Origin of the sequence: Brachybacterium timonense (assembly GCF_900258505.1) — a bacterium.
Taxonomy (GTDB): Bacteria; Actinomycetota; Actinomycetes; order Actinomycetales; family Dermabacteraceae; genus Brachybacterium; species Brachybacterium timonense.
Genome location: NZ_LT984895.1, coordinates 2,901,970 through 2,925,753 on the forward strand (window position 1 = coordinate 2,901,970; position 23,784 = coordinate 2,925,753).

Consider the following 23,784-nt stretch of genomic DNA (forward strand, 5'->3'; position numbering starts at 1 on the left):
GCTCGATCGTGCGTCCCTTCTCGCGGTTCAGCGGGGCGCACCGTAGTAGGCCGCTGTCCGCTCCTCACGCAGCGCATCGAAGGTGCCGTCATGCAGGCTCGCACGGATCTCATCGACCAGGCGCACCACGAAGCGTTCGTTGTGGATCGTGCACAGAGTGGAGGAGAGCATCTCCTTGGCACGGAAGAGGTGGTGAATGTACGCGGCGGTGTAATGCGTGCAGGTGTAGCAGTCGCAGGCCTCGTCGATGGGGGCGAACTGCCGGCGGTAGCGAGCACCGGTGAGGTTCACGCGGCCGGAGCGGGTGTAGACGGCACTGTTGCGCGCCACCCGTGACGGGGAGACGCAGTCGAAGGTGTCGGCCCCTGCAGCAACCGCCGTGAACAGGTCATCGACCTCGCTGATGCCCAGCAGATGGCGGGGCCGATCCTCAGGCAGCTCCTCGCTGACCCAGCCGACGATCGTGCCTAGATTCTCTTTCTCGAGCGCACCGCCGATGCCGAAGCCGTCGAAGCCACGGCCGTCGACCTCCATCGTCCCGAGGTCTCGGGCGGCCTTGCGGCGCAGGTCCTCGTACTGCGCGCCCTGGATCACGCCCCACAGCTGCTGGTAGGGGCGGTGGGTGCGCTCGGCGGTGAGGCGGTGGTGCTCGGCCAGGCAGCGGATCGCCCACAGGCGGGTGCGTTCCAGTGCTTTTTCCTGGTAGCCGCGGGAGTTCATGAGCGTGGTCAGCTCATCGAAGGCGAACATGATGTCTGCCCCGAGCCCATGCTGGATCTGCATGGAGACCTCGGGGGTGAAGCGGTGCACATCGCCGTTGATGAAGGAGCGGAAGGTGACGCCGTCATCGTCCACGTGGGCCAGGCGCTCCTTGCCCTCGGCGACGTCGTCGTCCTCGCCGGAGGCGGTGCGGGCTTTCTCGCCTCCGGAGAACTCGCTGGAGAGGACCTTCTTGAAGCCGGCGCCGAGGCTCATCACCTGGAAGCCGCCGGAGTCGGTGTAGGTGGGGCCGGACCAGTTCATGAATGCGCCCAGCCCGCCGGCCTCGTCGACCAGGTCGTGCCCGGGCTGGAGGTACAGGTGGTAGGCGTTCGCGAGCAGCGCCTGTGCGCCCAGCTGAGTCATCGACTCGGGCAGCACCGCCTTGACGGTCGCCTTGGTGCCGACGGGGATGAAGGCAGGGGTGGAGATCGCGCCATGCGGGGTGCGGATCACGCCGGCACGCGCTCGTTCGCCATGGCGTGCGGTGATGTCGAAGCCGACGTCTGCGCGCCCGGGGCCGTGAGCGGTCGCGGAGTCGTCGGCTCTCCCCTCGGCGGCGGACGCAACGGGATGGGACTGGTGCTGGTCATCGGCGCGGTCGGTCACCGGCCCATGGTCCCACGATGAGCGGCTTCGTGCGGCTCGGGGCGTCCACTAGGATCTGCTGAGCACTGCCTGTCAGCGCTGCAGAGGCCGTGCACAGACTCGTCGGGTCCTCATCGGGAGGTGGAGCACATCAGCTCGCCGGGTGATCCGCCGACTCCTCCTGCCGGCCGCCGACGTGGACGTCGCGCCCGGGCACTCACGCCGGAGGAGCTCGACGCACGCGAGCGTGCCGCCCGGGAGCAGGCACGTCGCGAGGAGTCCGAGCGCGCGCGTCGTGAGGAGACGGCTGATGCCGACACGGACACCGGCACCGACGCTGACACCGGCACGGCCACTGACACAGGCCCCGGCACCGGCACGGACTCCGGCGCCGTCACGGCCACTGACTCCGACGCCGACACCGGGCCAGACACCGGCCCCGGCGTGGTCCCGACGCCGACCCCGCCACCAGCCGCGTCCGCCGACGACTGGTTGCAGGACGACCCCGGCGACGACACCGTGGCGGTGTGGCTCTCTCCGCCGAGTGCCGAACCCGCTGACCTCGATTCTCTGGATACATCGACAGAGGGCGGCACCGTCTGGACACCGGTTCCGCACCACATCGCGACACCGGAACCGCACACCACCGCACAGGCGTCGGAACCGCACACCGACCCGCAGACAGGCGACCAGACAGTCACGTCCCCGGCTGTGCCCACCTCCGCCGACGACTGGGAGACGCCAGCCGATCCGCTCCTGGAGTCCATCGGGTACCTCGCCGATGACCTCGGCGACTGGCTGCAGGGCCCGATCGAACAAGAGGCCGAACAGGACGCCGAAGATGCCTGGTCCACCGGGCGCGCAGTGTCGCGACGCACCGAGGAGGCACCCGCCCGTACCGGCGAGCAGCCGGCCCTGGCGCCAGCAGGTGAGGGGTCGGGCAGCGCCGAGGCACCGCAGACGCCAGCAGCGGCTGCGCCTGCGCGGCCGCGAAGCCGCGCCGCCTTCCGCGGGGAGCTGCACGGGCTGCGCGCCGTGGCGCTCGGACTCGTCGCGATCTACCACGTGTGGCTCGGCCGGGTCTCCGGCGGTGTGGACGTATTCCTGTTCCTGTCCGCTTTCTTCCTCACCGGCACGTTCGTGCGTCGGCTCGAATCCGGCAGGCCACTGGGGATCCCCCGATACTGGCTGCACACCTTCAAGCGGCTTCTCCCCCCGGCGGCTGTGACCATCGTGGCCACGCTCGCCGCCACCTGGGCGTGGCTGCCGCAGTCACTGTGGCCCACGGTGATGGAGCAGGCTGGAGCTAGTGCGCTGTACGTGCAAAACGTCCTGCTGGTGTTCCAGGAGGTCGACTACGCGGCCCGTGACGCGGGCGCCGCTTCTCCGCTGCAGCATTTCTGGTCGCTGTCGGTGCAGGGGCAGATCTTCGCCGCATGGCCGTTGCTGTTCCTGCTCGCGCTGCCGTTCGCGCGCCGCGGGCGCAGCGTGCGACGCCCCCTGCTGCTGGTGATGCTCATCGTGTTCGGCGCGTCGCTGGCCTGGTCGATCACCGAGACAGTGCGCAACCAGCCCGTGGCCTACTTCGACACCACGGCACGACTGTGGGAGTTCGCGGCCGGATCGATGCTGGCGCTGAGCCTGCGCTTCATCGACCGCGTGACGGGCGCTGCGCGACCCGAGGACGACGTCGCGCCTCGCTGGCGCACCGCCCGTGCCCTGCTGGGCTGGATAGGCCTGATCGCGCTGCTGGCCTGTGGAATGGTGCTCAACGTCGCAACCGTATTCCCGGGGTGGATCGCGCTGTGGCCACTCGCCGCGGCGGGCGCCGTTGTGATCGCCGGATACTCGGGCCGGGCCTGGGGCGTGGACAGGCTGCTGTCCACGAGACCCGCCGCGTTCATTGGTGACATCTCCTACGCGCTGTACCTGGTGCACTGGCCCGTGCTGGTGGTGTGGCTGCACCACTCCGGCCAGGAGCGTGCCGGGCTGGCCGACGGATTCGTCGTCCTGCTCGCCTCGGTGGTCCTCGCCTGGCTGCTGACACGGATCGTCGACGCACCGATCCGCCACTCGACCTGGCTTGAGGCACGACCCTGGCGGGCCCTCACCGCCGTGGCGGCCAGCATCGCGCTGGTGCTCGGCACTGCTGGCGGTTGGTGGTACGGGCTGGTGACCACCCGCTCGCAGGTTCCTCCTGTTGTCTCCGACGGCGGCGGTTCGGATGAGGGCGGCTCTGCCGACGGAGACATGATCACCGCCGATCAGGTGCGGCCATATGGGTGGGAGCTGCCGGAGCAATGGCCCGATCTTCCTGAACGTTGCGCCGGGGCCTGGGCTCCGTCGGCTCCGTTCCGCGAAGTGAATTGTCAGCAGGCACTGCCCGGAGATGCTTCGGTCTCCGGCACGATCGTGGTGGTGGGCAGTTCCCATGCACGTCAGTTCATCCCGGCAGTGCTGCCTGAAGCCCAGCGGCAGAACCTGCAGGTCGTGAACCTCAGCATGTCCGGGTGCACGCTCACCACACCGGAGACAGAGGGCGACTACTGCGCGGGCTACCACGACTACGTGATGGCGTACCTGGCCCAGGTGAAACCCACGGCTGTGCTCACCACGGTGACCCGCACCACGCCGGACTCGGCTGAGGAGATCGTTCCCGCGGGAACGGATGAGGCCGTGCAGAGCATCCTGGACAGCGGCATCACCGTCGTCGGGGTGCGGGACACGCCGCGCTGGCCCCAGGACCAGTACCAGTGCCCGGAAGCGGTGCTGGACGGCGGCGGCACTCCAGCGGATGCCGACGCACAATGCGGAGCACCGCGTGCTCAGAAGGTTGCCGACGTTGATCCGGCAACCGATCTCCTGGCCAGGACCGGAGCGCCCCGCACGGACGGGACACCCGCACGCATCCTCGGCGTGGACCTCTCGGACCGGGTCTGCCCCGACGGCCGCTGCGCGCCGATCGTCGGCACCACCTACGTCTACCTTGACGACAATCACCTCACCCGCCAGTTCGTCGAGCAGACGCTGACTGACCCCTTGTCCGTCACGGTCCGTGAGGCGACGATCCTCTAGGATCAGCACTGATCCGGCCGCACGGCGTCGGAGCCGCTGCGACCCCCACCTGCAAGGAGTACCCACGATGGATGTCGCGGCCGCTGTTCTCATGGCCGTGGCTGTTCTGACTGTTCCGGGCGTGCCCCTTGCCCTTGCGCTGCGCTTGCGCGGTGCCGCACTCGTCGGCTTCCTCGCCCCACTGTCACTGACTATCGTCACGATCGCCGCAGAGGGCGGCAGGGCCCTCGACATCCCGTGGACGCCCCTCTCACCACTCGTGCTGGGGCTCCTCCTGGGCGCCGTCGTTGAGCTCACGCATCGGGTCCGCGGCCGAACGCCGTCGGCCCCATCCCAGCGCGCCGCGGATGGGATGCCTGCTGCGGCACCGACGGATTCAGCCGACGGCCCTGCGACCTCGGGCCACGGTGTGCTGTCGATGCTGCGCACCCGTCCGGGGATCACCGCCGTCGCGGGGGTCGCTGTGGGCGGTGCCGTGCTCGTGGTGCAGCAGCTGCGACTGATGGGCTCCATCCGTGCGGTGAGCCAGACCTACGATGCGGTGTTCCACCTCAATGCCGTGCGGCACGTGCTGCGTGCACAGGACGCCTCTGCCTGGTTGGTCGGCAGTATGACGGCTATGCCCGGGCACTCCGCCTACTACCCGGCGCTGTGGCATCAGGCGGCGAGCCTCGTGGTGATGAGCAGTGGCGCCGACATCCCGCTGGCATCCAATGTGCTGATGCTCACCCTCGGTGTTCTGGTGTATCCGATCGGGCTGGTCATGATCGTGCGCACCTGCACGACCGCTGGACCAGTCGGTCTCTTCCTCGCGGGAGCTCTCGCGCCGATCACCGGTGCTTTCCCCCTGATCATGATGAGCTGGGGCATCCTTTGGCCGTACCTGATGTCGATCGCCCTCGTGCCGGCGGCGATCTGCGTCTGCGCGCAGCTGCTACGCCTGGCACCGGCTGGTCCGCTCCGACTCACCCCAGGGCAGCTGGCCGTGGCGTTTCCCCTCGTGGGGCTCGCGATCGTGGCCGCACATCCGACGGGGTTCTACGCCGCCATGTTGCTGTGCGGGCCGATGTTGGCGTGGGCGAGCGTGCTGCGCGCTCATCGACTCGTGCGGCGGGAGCCGGGCGCCCTGCTCCCCTTTGCGGCAACAACCCTGCTGACCATCGTCGCCGCTGTGGTCACGGCAGTGGTGTGGAAGACGTTTCGCCCCAACTACGAATCGGCCATCTGGGCCGGCGACGCCGCGCCCCGAGACGCCATCGGGCAGGCGCTGTCGATGTCTGCCCACGCAAGCTCCACCGTGCTGTGGCTCGGCGCGGTGGTGGCGGCGTCCGTTTTTGTGCTCATTCTGACGGGCACTGAGCGGTGGATGGTCGCCGCTTTCACTCTGGCCACCGTGCATGGCGTGTTCGCCCGAACCCTCGACATCTCACCGCTGCGATACCAGCTCACAGGAGGTTGGTACGGCGATACGTTCCGCATCACCGCGATCGCGCCACTGATCGGCGTACCTCTTCTCGCTGTCGGGATCGACCATGCCCTCCAGTGGGCTGCTGCGCGCCAGCAACGTCTCTCCTTCCTCACGCATCCTCTGACCGCTGCGGTGATCGCCGCACTCATGCTCACCGGCAGCACCACCTCGACAGCCCAGGGGCAGGTCACCTCTGGGATGGAACCGCTGTGGCAGCATCAGCAGCTGCTCAGTGACGACGAGCTGCGTCTGCTCCAGCAGCTCCCTCAGTACGTTCCCGAAGACGCCGTGATCGCCACGAATGCATGGAACGGCAGCTCGCTCGCCTACGCCATCTCGGACCGCGCTGTGCTCAATACGTTCATGGGTTTCCAGGCTGAGCCGGAGGTCCACCTGCTGAACGCTCGTCTGGACGAGGCGAACACAGTGCCGGAAGTGTGCGACGCAGCCGACGAGTTGGACGTGGACTACGCCCTGGATTTCGGACCCGAGGAGCTGCTCGATCGACGCGCCACCTACACCGGGCTGAACGAGATCTCCTCGACGGGCGCTGCGGTCGAGGTGCTGAGAGTCGGCGAGGCCTCCCTCTGGAAACTCAAGCCGTGCCTCGGCACCGATGGAACAATGCTGGAATGACTGCTTCACCCGCCTCCGAATCGCTGCCCGCCGACGCCCGCGCCGCCGCACGTGACCTCGGCTCCTTCGTCACCGCGTCGCCGTCGTCCTTCCACGCCGCACGTGAGAGCGCCCGCCGCCTGACCGAAGCCGGTTTCCGCGAACTCGACGAGCACGAGGAGTGGTCGGCGCAGGATGTGACCGGCGCCGTGTTCGTGGTGCGCGATGGGGCGATCATCGCGTGGATCGCCCCAGAAGCTGCATCGGCGTCGACGCCCTGGCGGATCGTCGGCTCCCACACCGACTCCCCCGCGCTCAAACTCAAGCCGAACCCGCGCCTTGCAGCAGAGGGCATCGCGCAGATCGGCGTCGAGATCTACGGTGGCCCGCTGCTGAACTCGTGGCTGGACCGCGAACTGCGCCTGGCCGGTCGGCTCGCGCTGCGCGATGGCTCCACGGTGCTCGTGGACACCCCACCGGTGGCGCGCGTGCCGCAGCTGGCGATCCACCTGGACCGCGGGGTGACACGCGATGGCCTCACCCTGGACCCGCAGCGACACATGCAGCCGATCCTTGGTCTGGGCGAGGCAGATGTGCTCGAGCTGCTGGCGAAGCGCGCTGGCGTGACGGTGCACGACGTCGTCGGTTTCGACGTGGTGACGGTGGATGCGCAGGAACCGGCCCTGTTCGGCGCCCAAGAAGAGTTCCTGGCTTCCGCTCGACTCGACAACCTCAGCTCGGTGCATGCCGAGACGCAGGCGCTGATCGAGCTCGCCGGCGCAGACACCCCCGCCGACGCGCCGATCGCGCTGATGGTGGCGAATGACCATGAGGAGGTCGGTTCAGCGACGCGCTCCGGTGCCGGCGGACCGTTCCTCGAGGATGTCCTGGTGCGGATGCATGCGGCGCTCGGCGGTACGGATGCGTCGCGCCGCCAGGCGTTCGCGTCCTCGTTCGTGCTCTCGGCCGACGCCGGGCACGCCGCCCACCCGAACTACCCGGAGCGGCACGATCCAGTGGAGCGGCCGCGACTGGGCGGCGGCCCGATGCTGAAGGTCAACGCACAGCAGCGGTATGCCACCGATGCTGCCGGCACGGCAGCATTCGTTGCCGCCTGCGAGAAGGCTGGTGTGCCGCATCAGACGTTCGTGTCGAACAACGCCATGCCGTGCGGCTCCACCATCGGCCCGATCACCGCGACCCGCCTGGGCATGGTGACCGTGGATGCCGGGATCACACTGCTGTCGATGCACTCCGCGCGCGAGATGTGCGCCGCGAGCGATGTGCTGGCGCTGCAGCGCGCCTGCGCCGCGTTCCTGCGGCCGTGACCCACCAGTGGTGTCCCGGCAGACGTGACTGCTGCGTGCGAAGCCCCGACAACGGGGCCTGACAGGTATCGGCCCGAGCTGCACGGTCTGCGCGGCGTCGCGATCGGCTTGGTGGTGCTCTACCACGTGTGGTCCGGGCGCGTCTGGGGCGGGGTGGACGTGTTCCTGTTCCTGTCGGCATTCCTGCTGACCGGAAGCTTCGTGCGGCGCGCTGAAGCCCGTCGCCCTCTGCAACCGTTCTCCTACTGGGCAAAAACGTTCAAGCGGCTGCTCCCACCAACAGTCGTGGTCTCCCTGGCAACCCTCACTGCCGTCGTCGCCCTGCTCGAGCCCGAACATTGGATGCCAGCTCTCGCAGATGCCATGGGATCGGTGGGCCAGGTGGAGAACTGGGTGCTGATCCACCGCGACGTGGACTACTACGCGGCCGACGTCGGCGGCCCCTCGCCGTTCCAGCATTTCTGGTCGCTGTCCATCCAGGGGCAGATCTTCCTGATCTGGCCGGTGCTCATCGAGGTCACCGTCGCCATCGCCCGCCGACTCCGGGTGCGTGTGAGCATGGCGCTGCTGGTGGTCTTCAGCATGGTGCTTCTCGCCAGCCTGGTCTGGTCGGTGTATTCCACGGCCGCCCAACAGCAGGTCGCCTACTTCGATACGCGCACCCGGGCCTGGGAGTTCGCCGCCGGCTCCGTGCTGGCGCTGCTGCTGCCGACGCTCGAGCGCCGACGCGCCGCCGGGGCGCATCGCGCGATCCGGGTCGCTCTGGGCTGGTGCGGGCTGCTCGCACTCCTCCTGTGCGGCCTGCTGGTGGATGTGCGCGGGGCGTTCCCGGGATGGATCGCGCTGTGGCCGCTGGGCGCCGCCGCGCTGGTGCTCCTGGCCGGTGACACCGGGCATCCGCTGAGCGTTGACCGGATGCTCTCGACCCGCCCAGCCCGCATTCTGGGCGACATCTCGTATGCCCTGTACCTGGTGCATTGGCCGCTGCTCACCATCGCCCTGGCGCTGCTGGGACGCGAGCGGGCCTCCTTCGGTGTGGGTGCCGCCCTGATCCTTGCGTCGCTGCTGCTGGCGTGGCTGCTCACCCGCGCTGTCGATCAGCCGATACGACGCAGCGTGTACCTCAACGCGGTGCCGTATCGCGCCGCGGCCGTCGCTGTGCTCGCCCTCGTCGTCGGCCTGGCACCACCGTTCGCGTATCAGCAGCATCTGCTCGCTCAGGAGCGTGATCTGCAGGCGCGCGCCGTGGCGGACAATCCGGGGGCCCGGGTGCTGGATCCGTCGTACGAACCACATCCGGATCGTGACGCGCACGCGCCGTTCCTGCCCACCACGGCGTTGGCCGGGAAGGACTGGGTGGGCGTTCCCGGCACCTGCGAGGGAGAGCTCGCCCCGTCGGACCCTGAGCTGGCGGATCTCTGCCACGTGCAGAGCGCCGGGGAGGATGCCCCGGTGCTGGTGAGCATCGGGAACTCGCGCATGGAGCAGTTCACCGGTGCGATTCTGCCGCTCGCTGCCGAGCATGGCTGGAGCGTGGTGACGCTGTGGGAAGGTGGCTGCACCTTCTCCCCCGAGGCACAGATCAGCCCCGACTGCGATGCCTACAGCAGTGCCGCCCGCGCATACCTGGAAACGGTGCGACCGGACGCTGTTCTCCTGGCCACCACGTTCTTCACGCCCGCTGGCGAGGAGATCATCACCCCGGGGCTCGAGGAGACGATCCCGGCGCTGCTCGCACAGGGCACCCAGGTGATCGCGCTGCGTGACCAGCCCCGCCTCCCGATCGATCCACCGATCTGCATCGACGAGAACGGGGTGGACGCTTCGAACTGCGCGCCACCGATCCCCGCCCCGCTGACAGCCGAGCGGCCAGACACCGCTCAGATCGCCCAGCTCACCGGCGGGCGCACCCCCATCGTGCCGATCGACGTGAACGACCTCGTCTGCCCCGACGGCATCTGCTCACCCATCATCGGGAACGTGCTCGTCTCAATCGACAGATTCCACATCAGCGCAACATTCGCGGCCTCCATGCAGGACGCCGTCGATGCGCGACTTGAGGGCGCCGGGTTCCGCTGGAGGGTCTGAGGGCCGACGGGCGCTCAGTCTGTGCTGGGCAGTGCCGCCTCCACATGGGCGAGCGCGGCACGTGCCGTAGCGGTCGCCTCCGCGTCCTCACCATGCGCACAGCGCGCATCCTTCAACAGCTCGTCGGCCTGATAGAGGGCGTCCTCGAACCGGCCCGCATCGGCGGTGACCCGTGCCAGTCGTGCACGCACGTCGATGGCACGCTCAGAAGCGGCGTCCTCACCGTCGTCCAGCAGGGCGAGCAGGGCAAGAGTGGTCTCGTGCAGATCATCGGGGGCGTTCATGCGGGCTCCTCCTGCTCGCTTCGCTGCGGGGCGTCGTCTCCACGTGGCGAGTCGGACTGATGGGGTGCATTCTGCGATGGTCGCGGTGGGCGTGAAGCCTCCTGGACATCCACCCCGAACAGCGTATGGAAGGCCGCCACGTACTGTTCGGCCTGCCCGTCGCGGGCCAGTTCGCGGGCTCGCACCGTGGGTGAGTGCAGCACCTTCGCGGCGATCCGCCGCAGGTGGCGTTCGAAGTCCTCGGCTACGGCGTCGTCGTAGCGTGCCCGGATCTTCTCGACCTCCTCGCTCACCGCGCCCGCGACCGTGCCGCGCAGGAAGGTGACGGCCGGGTCCACAGTGCGCATGCGCTGGCGGGACGTGAAGCGCCGAGCCCCCTCGGCAGCGATCATGCGGGCCTGCTCGAGCAGGGCGGTGTCGTCGATGTCATCGGCGATGTCACGCAGCGTGATGACGTCCACACCGTCGAGGTCGCGGACACCGGGCTCACAATCGGAGTGCAGGGCCAGGTCGAGCACCACCAGTTGCCTGCCGCCACGTGCGGCGACGTCGGCTGCTCGGAGGGTCCGCTCACCCTGCCCGGAGGCGGCCACCACCAGATCAGCGCTGAGCACCGCGGCTGCGAGCCCATCGGCGGCAACGGCACGCACATCGTGGCTGCGGGCGTAGTCCTGCGCGCGGCCCGACGGCGAGTACACCAGCACCTCGCGTGCCCCGCGCCGCTGCAGCTCAGCGGTGATCACGCGGGCGTAGGCGCCGGTGCCGAGCAACAGCACTGTCGTCTGCGCGAACGGGACGGTCAGGCGCTGTGCCGCGCGGTCGAGTGCGACGATGCCACCAGAACGACCGACGGAGCCCAGTCCAGTGGTGCTCGAGACACGTTTGGCGTGCTGCAACCCCACGTGGAACAGGTCGTTCAGCATGGCCGTGGTGTGTCCGGCCTCCAGCGCCCGGGTGAAGGCGCCGCGCACCTGGCCAGCGATCTCGGATTCGCCGACGACCAGTGAACGGAGCCCGGCCATGACCTCATACAGGTGGGTGACGGCGTCGGCCCCCATGCTCATCTCGAGCGCTCCGGCCACCTGCTCGCGTCCCAGCCCGCTGGCCTGCTCGATGGCGCCCACCGCAGCGTCGATCGCGGGGTGGAACCGTTCGGCATCCATGTAGATCTCGAGCCGGTTGCAGGTCGAGATCACCACGGCGCCATCGATGTCCTCGCGCGCCGCGAGCACGGCGTCCAGGTTCTCGGTGTGACGGGTCAGCGCATCGAGCACCCCGAGATCGAGGTGCTCATGGGAGGCACTGGCCGCAACAAGCATGCCTTCGATGGTAGGACGTATCACGCCATGGAGCCCCTTACGGCCTTCCTGAACGCGCCAGTGTGAGACGACATGCACAATGGGTGTGTCATGACACGGAACAGCAGGCCACGCGCCACTTTTTACGACGCCCCGTCAGATTCGCCGTCTTCGGAGCCGACGGCTGCACAGGTCACGCCCGGGCACACGCCGGGGCTGCCTGGTGAGCAGTCGGATCCGCTCGGCTCTCTGCCTGCAGGGCATCCTCTGCGCCGGTCCGCGGCCGACGGCGGCACGGCGGATGCGTCCCTGATCGAGCGTTACCGCGGCAGGCCCACGTCGGCCCCACCGAGCGTGTGGTTCATGCGGCAGGCGGGACGCTCCCTGCCCGAGTACCGGGCGCTGCGCGAGGGTATCGACATGATCGACTCGTGTCTGCGGCCGGACCTGGCTGCCGAGATCACCCTGCAGCCGGTGCGGCGCCATCGCGTGGACGCGGGCATCTTCTTCTCCGACATCGTCGTGCCGCTGCGTGTGGCCGGGATGGGCGTGCATATCGAGCCTGGCGTGGGTCCCGTCTTCGATGAACCCGTCGCCACAGAGGCCGCGATCACCGCCCTGCCACCGCTGGGCGATGACTTCGAAGCGGCGCTCGACCCGATCCGCGAGGCGGTCTCCCGCACCGTGGCAGAGCTCGGCAGCGTGCCGCTGATCGGTTTCGCCGGCGCCCCGTTCACGGTGGCGAGCTACCTCGTGGAGGGTCGACCCAGCCGGGACCACCTTGCGGCGCGCTCCCTCATGCGGTCCCGCCCAGACCTGTGGAATCGTCTCGCCGGCTGGGTGGCGCAGGCCTCCGCGCGTTTCCTGCGGGCGCAGGTGCTCGCCGGTGCCTCTGCGGTGCAGCTGTTCGATTCGTGGGCCGGTTCCCTGGATGAGGACTCCTACCGTGCCGGCGTGCTGCCCCACTCCCGCGCGGTGCTCAGTGCGCTCCCTGACCTGCCGGTGCCGCGGGTCCACTTCGGGGTGGGCGCCGCTCATCTGCTGCCTGCCATGCGGGAGGTCGGCGCAGACGTGATGGGCATTGATCACCGGCTGCGGCTGGACCGCGCCACAGCACTGCTGGGTGCCGACGTCCCCCTGCAGGGCAATATCGACCCGGCCGTGCTGTTCACCGATGAAGCCACCCGCTTCGCACATGCCGACCAGGTGCTGGCCGCCGGTGCGTCGGCGGCGGGGCACGTCGTGAACCTCGGCCACGGGGTGCCGCCGCAGACCGATCCGAGCGTGCTCACTGACCTGGTGGCTCACCTCCATGAGCAGCCAAGCCCCTCGGCCTCACCGCGCGTGACCGCGCCAGCACATCGGCCCGATGGTGACACCACAGCTGCTTCGGGGGCACCGACGGCATGAGCACGTCACCTCGCGTCGTCGTGATCGGCGGCGGTATCGCTGGCCTGCTGGCCGCCCGTCGGCATGCACGTGCCGGCGCCCAGGTCACGCTCCTGGAGGCCGACGAGCAGCTCGGCGGGGCTCTGCGCAGCACCGACGTCGCCGGGATCACGGTGAACGCCGGCGCCGAGGCGTACTCGACCCGCACTGGCGCGGTCGACGCCCTCATCGAGGAGCTCGGCCTGGCCGACCAGATCCGCTCCCCACGCGCCGGGCTGCCCTCACGTCTGGTCTCCGCGGCAGGCACCCACGTGGCACCCGTCGGCGGCATGCTCGGCATCCCCGGCCACCCGTTCTCCGCGTCGACGCGCACCGTGATCGGCTGGCGCGGCGCCCTACGCACCCTCGTGGACCGGGTGCTGCCGGGACGGATCGGACTGCGGCCCGGCGTGACGCTCGGGCAGCTCGTGCGTCTGCGCATGGGGCGGTCCGTCACGGATCGCCTGGTGGCGCCGCTGGTGGGCGGCGTGCACTCAGCTGACCCCGACACGGTCGAGGTCTCCTCGATCATGCCGACGCTGCCCGAGGATCTGCAGCGCCACGGCTCCCTGCAGGCGGTGGTGCGGGCACGCCGCAGTGGGACCCGCGCAGGGTCGGCGCCGCGGCATGGCTCCGCATCTGGCGCACCTCGCAGCGCGGGCACGGCCGTGCATTCCCTAGCGCCGACGATGTCGGCCCTGACCGACGCCATCGCGCAGGACCTGCAGGCTCACGGCGGCCAGATCCTCACCGGCGCACCGGCCACGTCGATCACTCGGCATGCCGACGGATCCTCGTGGACCGTATGCACCGGCGGCACACAGCTCGCCGCCGATCACCTGGTGCTCGCCTGCCCACCCGATGCGGCGCACGACCTGCTGCATGACCCCGCCCCGGCAGTCGCCACGGCGATCGCCCCGGAACCGGCGGTGCCTGTGCGGCTCGTGGCGCTTGTCCTGGAGGATCACCGCCTGGATGCCTTCCCCGTCGGCACCGGCGCACTCGTGGCCCCGGGCACGCCGGGGATCCGCGCGAAAGCCCTCACGCATGCGAGCGCGAAATGGGAGCATGTGCAGTCCGCTGCCGGGACGGCGCATGTGGTGCGGCTGAGCTATGGCCGACCCGGTGAAGAGCTTCCGTCGGTCGATGATGCCCCGGCCCTCGCGCTCGCTGACGCCTCCGCCATCCTTGGGGTGCCGCTGCGAGAGGCTGACCTGCGCGGTTCCCAGGTGATCACCTGGGAGCGCACCATGCGTGGTGCCAGCCCCGGACGCAGCGACCGCCTGGCCGAGCTCGAGGCAGCACTGGAGGATGAGCCGAACCTCGAGCTCGTCGGCGCCTGGCGGGCCGGCACCGGCATCGAGATGATCGTCCGTGCCGACACCGCTGCCGTCCACGCAGACACACCGGCTGCCGCCGCAAGGGCCGCCGATACCGCCCCTGCGAATACCCCGGCCCCGTCGGGCCCGCACACCGCATCGCACACCATCCCGTCGCCACACACCACCACCGCATCGGAGGATCGACCATGACCACACAGCACCCCGCACCCGCCCAGCCCCACGGCGCCGAGAGTTCGAACGGCGAGGTCACCCGCTACACCTCGTACACCGTGTTCCGCCGTCTGGGCGGCCTGCGCGCCGAGGGCGATATCTCGCGCGACCAGATCACCGGCGCCCTGTCGGAGGCTGTCACGCTGATGGAGGCCGACGGCGCCGAGATCCTGGGCTGGTATGACATGACCGGCTTCCGTGCCGAGGATGACCTCATGGTGTGGCTTGCCGCCGACGAGCCGGAGGCGCTGCAGTCGGCGCTGCGCGCCCTGGAGTCCTCGCTCGCCGGTTCCCTGCTGCACCGCGTGTGGGCATCCGTGGGTGTGCACCGCGACGCCGAGTTCACCCGCTCGCACATCCCCTCATTCATGGATCCCTCGCGTGAGCGCAAGCAGTGGATCACCGTGTACCCGTTCGTGCGCTCCTACGACTGGTACCTGCTGCCGGAGGACGAGCGGCGCGAGATGCTGCGCGAGCATGGCCTGCTGGGCCGCGACTTCCCGCAGGTCAACGCCAACACGGTGGCGGCCTTCGCGCTCGGCGATTACGAATGGCTGCTGTCCTTCGAAGCCGATGACCTCCACGATCTGGTGGACATGATGCGCCACCTGCGCTACTCCAAGGCGCGCCTGCACGTACGTGACGAGCTGCCCTTCCACACCGGGCGCCGCCTCACGGACCTGGGCGACGTCGCTGATCTGCTGTCCTGACCATCCGAGGAGAGACCATGACCCCGCAGCCCGCCGCCCCGACTGCGCCCCTGCCGCGCGCTCTCGATGCGGACTCACCCGACCATGTGCGCCGCGGCCAGACGCGCGGGATCGACGCGATCCTGTTCGCCTCCTTCGGTGGCCCGCAAGGCCAGGAGGATGTCATCCCGTTCCTGCGCAACGTCACCCGTGGCCGGGGCATCCCCGATGAACGCCTTGAGGAGGTGGCCGGGCACTACCGCGCACTCGGCGGTGTCAGCCCGATCACCGCACAGAACGAGGCGCTGATCGCCGCTCTCGAACAGGAGCTCGCCTCCCGCGGCGTGGACCTGCCGGTGTACTTCGGCAACCGCAACTGGGATCCGTACGTCACCGACACGGTGCGGCAGATCCACGCCGACGGTCACCGCCACGTGCTGGGCCTCGTGACCAGCGCCTACTCGTCGTACTCCTCCTGCCGGCAGTACCGGGAGGACTTCGGGATGGCTCTCGAGGAGACGGGCCTCGCCGGTGAGCTCACGATCGACAAGGCGCGCGTCTACTTCAACCATCCCGGGTTCCTGGAACCGGTGCTGGATGGCGTGCGCGAGGCACTGGAGTCACTGCGGCGCGAGGGGCACGACACCGACCGCGTGCGGGTGCTGTTCTCCACGCACTCGGTGCCGCTGACGATGGCGGAAGCGTCCGGCCCGCAGTCCACGCGCACGCCCGGTTCCGGTGGCTGGTATGTGGCGCAGCATCTGGCGGCCTGCCGCTGGGTGATGGAGGAGCTGGACGACGAGCTCGCCGACACTCCCGCCTGGGAGCTGGTCTACCAGTCCCGCTCCGGCGCACCGCATGTGCCGTGGCTGGAACCCGACGTGAACGATGTGATCGAGCGGGTGGCCGCCGAGGACCAGGCGGATGCCGTGGTGGTGGTGCCGATCGGTTTCGTCACCGACCACGTGGAGGTCGTGTGGGACCTGGACACGGAGGCGAAGGACACCGCTGCGGAGCACGACCTCGCGTTCCGGCGTGTACCGACCTCCGGCACGGATCCCCGCTTCACCGCGGCGCTCGCGGACCTGGTGCAGGAGCGGCTCGATCCGAGCTTCGAACGGCGCGCACTGACCGACTTCGGCATGACTCCGGATGTGTGCGGCGCACGCTGCTGCGTGGGCCGGATGTGTCGGCCGACGACAGCGGGCGTGGACTCCGAGGAGGACGTCGCCGCCGCACGGGATGCCGCTGCGCAGGCCCCGGCGTCACCGCAGACCGGGCAGGCAGTCTCGTGACGAAGCCGCACACGATCCGGGTGGGCACGCGCGGTTCGCTGCTTGCCCGCACCCAGTCCCGTTCGGCCATCGACGCACTGACGGCTGGCATCGACGCACGCGTTGAGCTGGTGGAGGTGCGCACGCAGGGCGATGTGGACCGTCGGCCCCTTGCGACCATCGGCGGCACCGGCGTGTTCGTGACCGCCGTGCGGCAGGCGCTGCTGGACGGCGAGGTGGACGTGATCGTCCACTCCTGCAAGGACCTCCCCACCGCTCCTGCTGACGGAATCACGCTCGCCTGCATTCCGCCGCGCGAGGATCCGCGCGACGCGCTCGTGACACGAGACGGTGCGCAGCTGATGGACCTTCCCTCGGGGGCGCGCCTCGGCACGGGATCGCCGCGCCGCGCCGCTCAGCTGCGGCGAGCGCGTCCGGACCTGGAGGTGGTGGCGATCCGCGGCAATATCGATACCCGTATCGCCCGTGCCCGCGGCCCTCAGGCGGACCTGGACGGGGTGATCCTCGCGCTGTCCGGGCTGCGCCGTGCCGGCCGCGATGACGTGGTCGCCCAGGCTCTCGAGCCGGAGGTGATGCTGCCCGCCCCGGCGCAGGGTGCGCTCGCGATCGAATGCCGCGAGGCCGACGCCGCAGCGGAAAGCTGGCTCGGCGCGCTGCTCGCCGCCGGGAATGACGCACACACGCGTGCCGCCGTCACGGCTGAACGCTCGCTGCTCGCCACCCTGGAAGCAGGGTGTTCTGCACCCGTTGCCGCTCACGCTGTGCCGACGGCCGATGGTCTGTCCGTGCGGGCGCTCGCGATCTCTCCGGATGGTCGTACCGTGGTGGCGGGCGAGCGGCACGGCCTGCCGAGCGCAGCGGCCGCACTGGGCCGGGAGCTTGCGGGCGATCTGCTCGCTCGCGGCGCAGCCGACCTGCTCGCCGCTGCCCGATCCACCGCCGACTGATCCCGAGGAGCACTGTGAGCATCGCTGTGACCGATAAGCCGATCCTCGTGCCGCGTCCTGCGGGTCGCGGTGGCGAGCTCATCGAGCGCCTGCAGCAGATGGGGTACTCGGTGGACCACTCCCCCTTCGTCGAGCTGAAGCTCGAGCACGACGCCGACATGCGCGAGGCGGTGCGGCAGCTCGCCGATGGCGGGTTCGACCGTCTGGTGCTCACCAGCCGCACCGCCGTGGAGGCTCTCGCCTGGTTCGAGGATGCCGATGAACATGGCGCCTGCTTCGCGGTGCCGGATGGCGTTGAGGTGTGGGTGGTCGGTGATGGCACGGCGCAGGAGCTGCGCGAGCACGGCATCGAACCGGATCTGGTGGCCGACGGGTCAGCGGCAGCGCTCGTCGAGCAGGCACCGCCCGCACCCGAGGGTGGCGGCACCGTCCTGTTCCCGGCGTCGGCCGCTGCAGCGCCGACAGTGGAGCGCGGGCTGGCGGAGAAGGGATGGAGCATCGAGCGTGTCACCGCCTACCGACCGCGATCCGCGGCCATTGATCCGCAGATGGTGCTGGACCTACGGCTGGGCACCTACGCGGCGGTGGTGCTGACCAGCTCAATGCTCGCCACCCTGGTGGGCAGCCTCGCGATCAACGTCGCAACCCGTATCGTCACCATCGGCGAGCCCACCAGCGAGGCGGCACGCGCCCGCAACCTGGTGGTGCACGCCCAAGCGGAGCAGCCCACGGATCGGGCTCTTGCCCGCGCTGTCCATCTCGCCCTCACGGAGAACCTGTCATGACTGGACCTGCTATCCGCCCGCGCCGCCTCCGCTCGACGGCAGCGATCCGCACCCTGGTGCGTGAGCACACCCTGCGGCCACACGACCTCGTGTTGCCCATGTTCGTGCGCGAAGGCATCGAGGATCCCCGCCCCATCTCCTCCATGCCCGGCGTGCTCCAGCATACGGAAGCTTCCCTGGTCACCGCCGCTCGCGAGGCAGTTGCGAACGGTGTGGGCGGGCTGATGCTGTTCGGTGTGCCTGAGCGGAAGGACGCGGTCGGCTCGGGCGCCACTGATCCCGATGGCGTGCTGAACCGGGCGCTCGCCCGGCTGCGGGAGGCGCTGGGTGATGACACCGTGCTGATGGCCGATCTGTGCCTGGACGAGTTCACGGACCACGGGCACTGCGGTGTGCTCGATGCCCGTGGCCGGGTGGACAACGACGCGACGTTGGAGCGTTACCGGGAGATGGCCGTCGCCCAGGCTCGGGCGGGTGCGCATCTGCTGGGGCCGTCGGGGATGATGGACGGCCAGGTCACGGCGATCCGTGATGCTCTGGACGGTGATGGCCATCAGGACGTCGCGATCTACGCGTACACCGCGAAGTATGCGTCGGCGTTCTTCGGCCCGTTCCGTGAGGCGGTCGATTCCTCGCTCACCGGGGATCGCCGCACCTACCAGCAGGATCCGGCGAACCGACGCGAGGCGCTGCGCGAGCTCGAGCTGGACCTCGCCGAAGGCGCTGACCTGGTGATGGTCAAACCGGGCATGCCCTACCTCGATGTGCTGGCTGATGTCGCGGCCGCCTCCCCAGTGCCGGTGGGGGCCTACCAGGTCTCGGGAGAGTACGCGATGGTCGAGGCCGCGGCGGCGAACGGCTGGCTGGATCGCGAGCGCGTGATCCTTGAGTCCTTGCTGTCGCTGCGCCGCGCTGGCGCGGACACCGTGCTCACCTACTGGGCGAGCGAGGTGGCCGGCTGGTTCCGTGACGGCCTCCCGGACCACCTGCACGAGTACCTGTGAGCCCGCGCTCCTGATTCGTCGTGCAGACCAGCACAGCACCCCAGAACGGAAGCTCACCACAGCAAACCAGTACAGCAGCCCCTCACAGTCACCCACGGCGCGAGCACCGCGTTCTGCCACTTTCCGACGACATCGCTCAGAACGGATATCCACGATGACCTCCACTCCTTCCGACCCGTCGAGCACCACGACGACGCGACCGATCGCGCATGAGCAGTTCGCCCGCGCCCAGCAGGTGATCCCCGGTGGCGTGAACTCCCCGGTACGCGCCTTCGGCTCCGTGGGTGGCACCCCGCCGATCATCGCCTCGGCCGCCGGTGCGCTGCTGCGCGATGTCGACGGCCACGAGTACGTCGACCTCGTGGGGTCGTGGGGGCCGATGATCCTGGGGCACGCCAATCCACGCGTCGTCGAGGCCGTGCGCGAGGCAGCGGGGCGCGGCCTGAGCTTCGGTGCACCGCAGCCCGGTGAGGTTGAGCTGGTCGACGAGGTGGTGCGCCGCATCGCGCCGGTGGAGCAGCTGCGGCTGGTCAATTCCGGTACCGAAGCAACGATGAGCGCGATCCGGCTCGCGCGCGGCGCCACGGGTCGTGACGTGATCGTGAAGTTCGCCGGCTGCTATCACGGTCACGTTGATTCGCTGCTCGCTGAAGCCGGCAGTGGGATGGCGACCTTCTCCCTGCCGGGCTCCGCCGGTGTCACGGCCGGGGCTGCCCGCGACACAGTGGTGCTGCCCTACGGGGATCGGGTCGCGGTGCGTGAGCTGTTCGCTGAGCGCGGCGGCGAGATCGCGGCGGTGATCACGGAGGCTGCGCCCGCGAACATGGGTGTCGTGCCGCCGCCTGTTGAGGACGGTGTGGGCTTCAACCGCTTTCTGGCCGAGACCGCGCATGCCGCTGGGGCCCTGCTGATCAGCGACGAGGTGCTCACGGGGTTCCGGGCAAGCCGCGCCGGCCAGTACGGCCTGGACGGCGAGGGATGGACGCCGGACCTGATGACCTTCGGCAAGGTGATCGGCGGCGGCCTGCCGGTGGGTGCCTTCGGCGGTCGGCGCGACCTCATGCAGCAGCTCGCCCCGCTCGGCCCTGTCTATCAGGCGGGCACGCTGTCCGGGAACCCGCTGGCGACCGCAGCAGGCCTTGCCACCCTGGACGGGTTGGACGCCGCTGCGTACACCGCGATCGACCGCGCCTCTCGCACCCTGCGTGAGGCCGTGTCCCAGGCGCTCACCGCCGAGGGTGTGCCGCACGTGGTCCAGTCCACCGGCACCCTGTTCTCGGTGTTCTTCCGCGAGCAGCCGGTGCGCACCTACGAGCACGCGAAGGACCAGGACACCGACGCGTTCGGACGCTTCTTCCACGCTCTACTGGAGCAGGGGGTGCACCTGCCGCCGAGCGCTTTCGAGGCCTGGTTCGTCTCCACAGCGCACACCGACGACGTGCTCGACCGGATCATGCAGGCGCTGCCGCAGGCGGCGAGGGCGGCGGCGCGCGGCTGATCTGGCTCTGGGCGTACCCGATTCCGGTATGCGATCCTGGCAGCACGCCGCACGTGGCCCGTCGGCGTCGCACGGAGGGGGCTGCGATGAACGACCATCGACGCAGGACGCGTCGGCGCCTGCTGATGACCGGCGCCGCACTGCCGGCGGCCCTGGCCATGTCCGGATGCGGGGTGGACCTGCCGCGCCTGCCCGCCCTGCCCTTCCTACCCGGCAGTGGTGCGGGGCGGAGCCACCGCGGCGGCACCCGATGCCTGGATGGGGCTGAGCAGGTCCCGAAGGAGTATGAGAAAACGATCCCTGAGGGCACGGAAGTGGACCCGGCACCTGCGGATCCCCGGCTACGGTTCCTGAGCCACGGACTCGCGCTGTCTCCGGACGGCACCCGGATCACCGCCTACCGCATCAGGCCGGACGCGCCTGACGTCAAAGCCGGAGGGATTGTCGTATGGGGCACCGCCGACGGGACGGTCACCCACGAACTCGACGTTCGTTCCGGCGGAGCGATCGCCTGGCTCCCCGATAACGAACGCCTGATCGTCGGCAGGCACCGCTACGCCAGCGTGGTCTCCCTCGAAGGGGAGGTGCTCACATACCTGCTCGGGCATGACCTGAGGAGGGATATCGCGGGGATGCCGTCGGTCGCTGTCTCTCCCGACGGGTCCCGGGTCGCCACGCTGGGCACGGACGACACGGTGCGACTGTTCACCGTGGACGGCGAGACCTGCGGCGGAGGCAGCACGCTCCACCTGGGGACGGACTATGACGCGAGCGCCCTGCACTGGAGCTCCGACGGGACGAAGCTGCTGGTCGGCGCTGCATCGTCCCACTCTGAAGGAGCGCCGGACAACGTCCCCCAGTGGTGGGATATCGAGAGCCGTCAGCTCCTCGGTTCGGTCGACGGGTTGACAGGTCGTGTCTTCTCGATCGCCCTGTTTGAGGACGGCACTGTGCTCGGTCTCGCCGAGAAGCCCAGCGCTGTCCAGGTCGTCGCCCCGGACGGCACCGTCTCCACCGGTCCTGAGCTCGAGCCCGGCTGGTGGGGTGACCTCGTCGCCGGACCGGACGGGAAGGTCCTCATCACCGAGCGCAGCGATGCACTGCTGCTATGGGACCGCACGACCGACCGCGTCGAGGAACTGCCGCGCCAGGAGACACAGCAGTGGTGCTTCTCTCCGGACGGCGCGACCCTCTACGGGCTGTCGGAAACCGAAGGCGTCATGGCCTGGGACGGTTCCCAGTGGCAGGCCTTCGACATGCCCGACGGCTGACCGCGTCTCGTGTAGCCGCGGGGTTCCCGCTGCCAACAACGGCTGCCTCCTCCCGTTGCGAGCACCATGGCGGCTGCAGCGCGCTCGATCCTGAGAACAGTCCTGCACCCGGCTACGCTGGGGCGGTCATGGAGATCAACCCGTATGTTGCGCGGCAGCGCATGCTCGAGCAGTTCGATGGCGTGCGGCTGCAGCGTGAGGCACTGCCGGATGCGGAGACTGCCGGCTGCCCCGGGTGCCCCTATTTCTGGACCTGCCCTGTGCCACATCGCGGCGAAGAGGTCATCGCCCCTGCCGAGGTCGAGCGGGAAGACGTCGTAGACCAGATGGGTGAGCGGGTCGCATTCCGGCCGCACGACGAATCGGATATCGGCTGGACCGACCAGTGGATCGAGGAGGACGTCCCTCCTGGGGACTGGGACGACAGGAACGATTCGGACGACGGCGTTGATGAGCCTGATGCCGACGACGGGGACGACCGCACGGATTCGCTCACAGACTCAGCGGAATCAGGAAGAAACCCCACCGAGGGTGACGCGCCGCGCCGCTCTGGCCGGGGCCGACGTCGCGCCCCACGCCGAGGACTGTTCCGCCGTCGCTGAACGACAAGCGACCCCGAGGTTGCGCGTGCCGACCGTTCCATCGCGTCGCCCCTCGCACAACCGCTCGGCTCAGCGCCTACCGTGCTTCTCGATCGCCATCTCGTAATAGCGCAGCAGGTCATCGGACGCCCGCTCCCACGAAAGGGGCTCCGCTTCCTCCCGGGCCGCTGCCCGGATGGTGCCGCGCAGCTGCTCATCACCGAGCCGATCCAGAGCAGCATCCAGGCTTGCCGGGTCATCGTGATCGAAGAGCAGCCCGTTCACGCCATCGGTGACCTGCTCCATCGTCGGTCCCGAGCGGGCGGCGACCACGGGCAGACCCGAGGCCATGCCCTCGAGGATCACCAGGCCCAGGGTCTCGGTGACGGAGGGGAACACGAAGGCGTCAGCAGAGGCGAAGGCACTCGCGAGCTCCTCCCCCTCCATGAAGCCGGGGAACGTCGTGGCGGTGCCGGCGAACAGCTCCTCGAGCTCGCGTCGATACGGGCCATCACCCACGATCGCGAGCGCCACGTCCTCGCGCCGCTCCATCATGGGGCGCAGGCGGTGGATCTCCTTCTCCGCGGCGAGGCGGCCGACGAACACCAGCAGTTTCTTCTCCGGATGCCCATCGGTGAGCCGCTCGCGCATGGCATCGGAGGCGAAACGGGGATGGAAGGCGACAGTATCCACGCCGCGCTGGATCACGTGGAGGTTGGTGATGCCCTTGCTCGCGAGTTCGGCGCGCATGGTCTCGGAGGTGGCGAGGTTGATGTCTGCCAGGGCGTGGTTGCGTTTGATCTGCCACCACACGGCGGGCTTGCCCCAGCGCCATGCTCGGTAGAGGTCGAGGTAGCGCGGAATGTGGGTGTGGTAGCTGGCCACCAGCGGAATGTTCTGCCGACGGGCGGCGAAGGCACCGGAGCTGGCCAGCAGGATCGGCTGTGCAGCGTGCACCACGTCAGGGTGGAAGCCGCGGATGATGCCGTCGACGTTCGGGGTGGGCAGCGTGAAGCGTCGATGCTTGTAGAACGGCAGCGTCACGGGCCGCACACCCACAACGCGGGCGCCGTGATGCTCGGTGACGCCCAGGTCAGGGGCGATCACCATCACCTCGTGGCCCAGGTCGGTGAAGCGCTCGACGGCGTGCCGCAGGCGGGTGACGACGCCGTCGACGGAGGGCAGGAACGTCTCGGTGACGATGGCGATCTTCACGGGATACCTCGAGCG

General features: G+C 69.4%; 18 protein-coding genes. 14 read left to right on the top strand and 4 right to left on the bottom strand.

All coding sequences use genetic code 11. The features are described from left to right. Positions 1-27: 27 nt before the first annotated feature. Entirely contained in the window at positions 28-1,368 is a 1,341-nt protein-coding gene (gene tgt, locus C8271_RS12925; protein ID WP_425428196.1) for a tRNA guanosine(34) transglycosylase Tgt, read from the bottom strand. A gap of 120 nt (positions 1,369-1,488) precedes the next feature. Between tgt and C8271_RS12930 the strand changes: the two genes are divergently transcribed. The 4 genes from C8271_RS12930 to C8271_RS12945 all read left to right on the top strand — a co-directional run bounded on the left by C8271_RS12930 (position 1,489) and on the right by C8271_RS12945 (position 9,921). After that, positions 1,489-4,422 carry an acyltransferase family protein gene (locus C8271_RS12930; RefSeq protein WP_245921144.1) on the top strand — a complete coding sequence of 978 codons (2,934 nt, stop codon included), beginning with the start codon at positions 1,489-1,491 and terminating at the stop codon, positions 4,420-4,422. 67 nt (positions 4,423-4,489) lie between these two features. Beyond that, the gene (locus tag C8271_RS12935; RefSeq protein ID WP_106507638.1) at positions 4,490-6,526 is read left to right on the top strand and encodes a DUF6541 family protein; all 2,037 of its coding nucleotides are present in this window, start codon (positions 4,490-4,492) and stop codon (positions 6,524-6,526) included. Beyond that, positions 6,523-7,833: a M18 family aminopeptidase gene (locus tag C8271_RS12940; protein ID WP_106507639.1), complete on the top strand. Its 1,311-nt coding sequence runs from the start codon at positions 6,523-6,525 to the stop codon at positions 7,831-7,833. Before C8271_RS12935 ends, C8271_RS12940 begins: the two co-directional genes overlap by 4 nt. A 24-nt stretch (positions 7,834-7,857) precedes the next feature. After that, a complete protein-coding gene (locus tag C8271_RS12945) occupies positions 7,858-9,921 on the top strand; it encodes an acyltransferase family protein (RefSeq protein WP_106507640.1) in 2,064 nt (687 codons plus the stop codon). Positions 9,922-9,935: 14 nt separating this feature from the next. Here the strand turns inward: C8271_RS12945 and C8271_RS12950 are convergent, their stop codons facing one another. Together C8271_RS12950 and C8271_RS12955 are read right to left on the bottom strand one after the other, a co-directional pair. Continuing rightward, positions 9,936-10,205, bottom strand: coding sequence for a hypothetical protein (locus tag C8271_RS12950; RefSeq protein WP_106507641.1), 270 nt, complete (start codon positions 10,203-10,205; stop codon positions 9,936-9,938). Then, positions 10,202-11,524 (bottom strand): glutamyl-tRNA reductase, encoded by a 1,323-nt coding sequence (locus tag C8271_RS12955; RefSeq protein WP_106507642.1) that lies wholly within the window; start codon positions 11,522-11,524, stop codon positions 10,202-10,204. The genes C8271_RS12950 and C8271_RS12955 overlap by 4 nt, the downstream gene beginning before the upstream one ends. 90 nt (positions 11,525-11,614) lie before the next feature. On the opposite strand from C8271_RS12955, the gene hemE reads away from it, so the two are divergent. From hemE to C8271_RS13005, 10 genes are all read left to right on the top strand, one after another. Then, positions 11,615-12,913 (top strand): uroporphyrinogen decarboxylase, encoded by a 1,299-nt coding sequence (hemE, locus tag C8271_RS12960; protein ID WP_106507643.1) that lies wholly within the window; start codon positions 11,615-11,617, stop codon positions 12,911-12,913. Next, on the top strand, positions 12,910-14,463 hold the full coding sequence (hemG, locus tag C8271_RS12965; RefSeq protein ID WP_106507644.1) for a protoporphyrinogen oxidase: 1,554 nt from the start codon (positions 12,910-12,912) through the stop codon (positions 14,461-14,463). Before hemE ends, hemG begins: the two co-directional genes overlap by 4 nt. After that, positions 14,460-15,194 carry a hydrogen peroxide-dependent heme synthase gene (gene hemQ, locus C8271_RS12970; RefSeq protein WP_106507645.1) on the top strand — a complete coding sequence of 245 codons (735 nt, stop codon included), beginning with the start codon at positions 14,460-14,462 and terminating at the stop codon, positions 15,192-15,194. Before hemG ends, hemQ begins: the two co-directional genes overlap by 4 nt. A 17-nt stretch (positions 15,195-15,211) precedes the next feature. Continuing rightward, complete coding sequence (locus tag C8271_RS12975; RefSeq protein WP_106507646.1) at positions 15,212-16,468, top strand: ferrochelatase; 1,257 nt, start codon at positions 15,212-15,214, stop codon at positions 16,466-16,468. After that, on the top strand, positions 16,465-17,415 hold the full coding sequence (gene hemC / locus C8271_RS12980; RefSeq protein ID WP_106507647.1) for a hydroxymethylbilane synthase: 951 nt from the start codon (positions 16,465-16,467) through the stop codon (positions 17,413-17,415). Before C8271_RS12975 ends, hemC begins: the two co-directional genes overlap by 4 nt. A gap of 14 nt (positions 17,416-17,429) precedes the next feature. After that, positions 17,430-18,200 carry a uroporphyrinogen-III synthase gene (locus C8271_RS12985; protein WP_106507648.1) on the top strand — a complete coding sequence of 257 codons (771 nt, stop codon included), beginning with the start codon at positions 17,430-17,432 and terminating at the stop codon, positions 18,198-18,200. After that, complete coding sequence (hemB, locus tag C8271_RS12990; RefSeq protein WP_106507649.1) at positions 18,197-19,204, top strand: porphobilinogen synthase; 1,008 nt, start codon at positions 18,197-18,199, stop codon at positions 19,202-19,204. The genes C8271_RS12985 and hemB overlap by 4 nt, the downstream gene beginning before the upstream one ends. A 154-nt stretch (positions 19,205-19,358) precedes the next feature. Then, on the top strand, positions 19,359-20,702 hold the full coding sequence (hemL, locus tag C8271_RS12995) for a glutamate-1-semialdehyde 2,1-aminomutase (protein ID WP_106507650.1): 1,344 nt from the start codon (positions 19,359-19,361) through the stop codon (positions 20,700-20,702). 86 nt (positions 20,703-20,788) lie between these two features. Beyond that, positions 20,789-21,973, top strand: coding sequence for a WD40 repeat domain-containing protein (locus C8271_RS13000; protein ID WP_106507651.1), 1,185 nt, complete (start codon positions 20,789-20,791; stop codon positions 21,971-21,973). A 128-nt stretch (positions 21,974-22,101) separates the two neighbouring features. Further along, entirely contained in the window at positions 22,102-22,575 is a 474-nt protein-coding gene (locus C8271_RS13005; RefSeq protein WP_106507652.1) for a hypothetical protein, read from the top strand. Positions 22,576-22,644: 69 nt separating this feature from the next. Here C8271_RS13005 and C8271_RS13010 read toward each other — a convergent pair whose 3' ends face one another. Beyond that, positions 22,645-23,769 (bottom strand): glycosyltransferase, encoded by a 1,125-nt coding sequence (locus tag C8271_RS13010; protein ID WP_106507653.1) that lies wholly within the window; start codon positions 23,767-23,769, stop codon positions 22,645-22,647. Between the last annotated feature and the right edge of the window lie 15 nt (positions 23,770-23,784).

Bases quoted from the DNA above. Each gene is read 5' to 3' on its own strand.
- hemG (WP_106507644.1), top strand. From the start codon at position 12,910: ATGAGCACGTCACCTCGCGTCGTCGTGATCGGCGGCGGTATCGCTGGC.
- C8271_RS12935 (WP_106507638.1), top strand. From the start codon at position 4,490: ATGGATGTCGCGGCCGCTGTTCTCATGGCCGTGGCTGTTCTGACTGTT.
- C8271_RS13000 (WP_106507651.1), top strand. From the start codon at position 20,789: ATGAACGACCATCGACGCAGGACGCGTCGGCGCCTGCTGATGACCGGC.
- C8271_RS12950 (WP_106507641.1), bottom strand. From the start codon at position 10,205: ATGAACGCCCCCGATGATCTGCACGAGACCACTCTTGCCCTGCTCGCC.
- C8271_RS12955 (WP_106507642.1), bottom strand. From the start codon at position 11,524: ATGCTTGTTGCGGCCAGTGCCTCCCATGAGCACCTCGATCTCGGGGTG.
- hemL (WP_106507650.1), top strand. From the start codon at position 19,359: ATGACCTCCACTCCTTCCGACCCGTCGAGCACCACGACGACGCGACCG.
- hemB (WP_106507649.1), top strand. From the start codon at position 18,197: ATGACTGGACCTGCTATCCGCCCGCGCCGCCTCCGCTCGACGGCAGCG.
- C8271_RS13005 (WP_106507652.1), top strand. From the start codon at position 22,102: ATGGAGATCAACCCGTATGTTGCGCGGCAGCGCATGCTCGAGCAGTTC.
- hemQ (WP_106507645.1), top strand. From the start codon at position 14,460: ATGACCACACAGCACCCCGCACCCGCCCAGCCCCACGGCGCCGAGAGT.
- C8271_RS12975 (WP_106507646.1), top strand. From the start codon at position 15,212: ATGACCCCGCAGCCCGCCGCCCCGACTGCGCCCCTGCCGCGCGCTCTC.
- hemE (WP_106507643.1), top strand. From the start codon at position 11,615: ATGACACGGAACAGCAGGCCACGCGCCACTTTTTACGACGCCCCGTCA.
- C8271_RS12940 (WP_106507639.1), top strand. From the start codon at position 6,523: ATGACTGCTTCACCCGCCTCCGAATCGCTGCCCGCCGACGCCCGCGCC.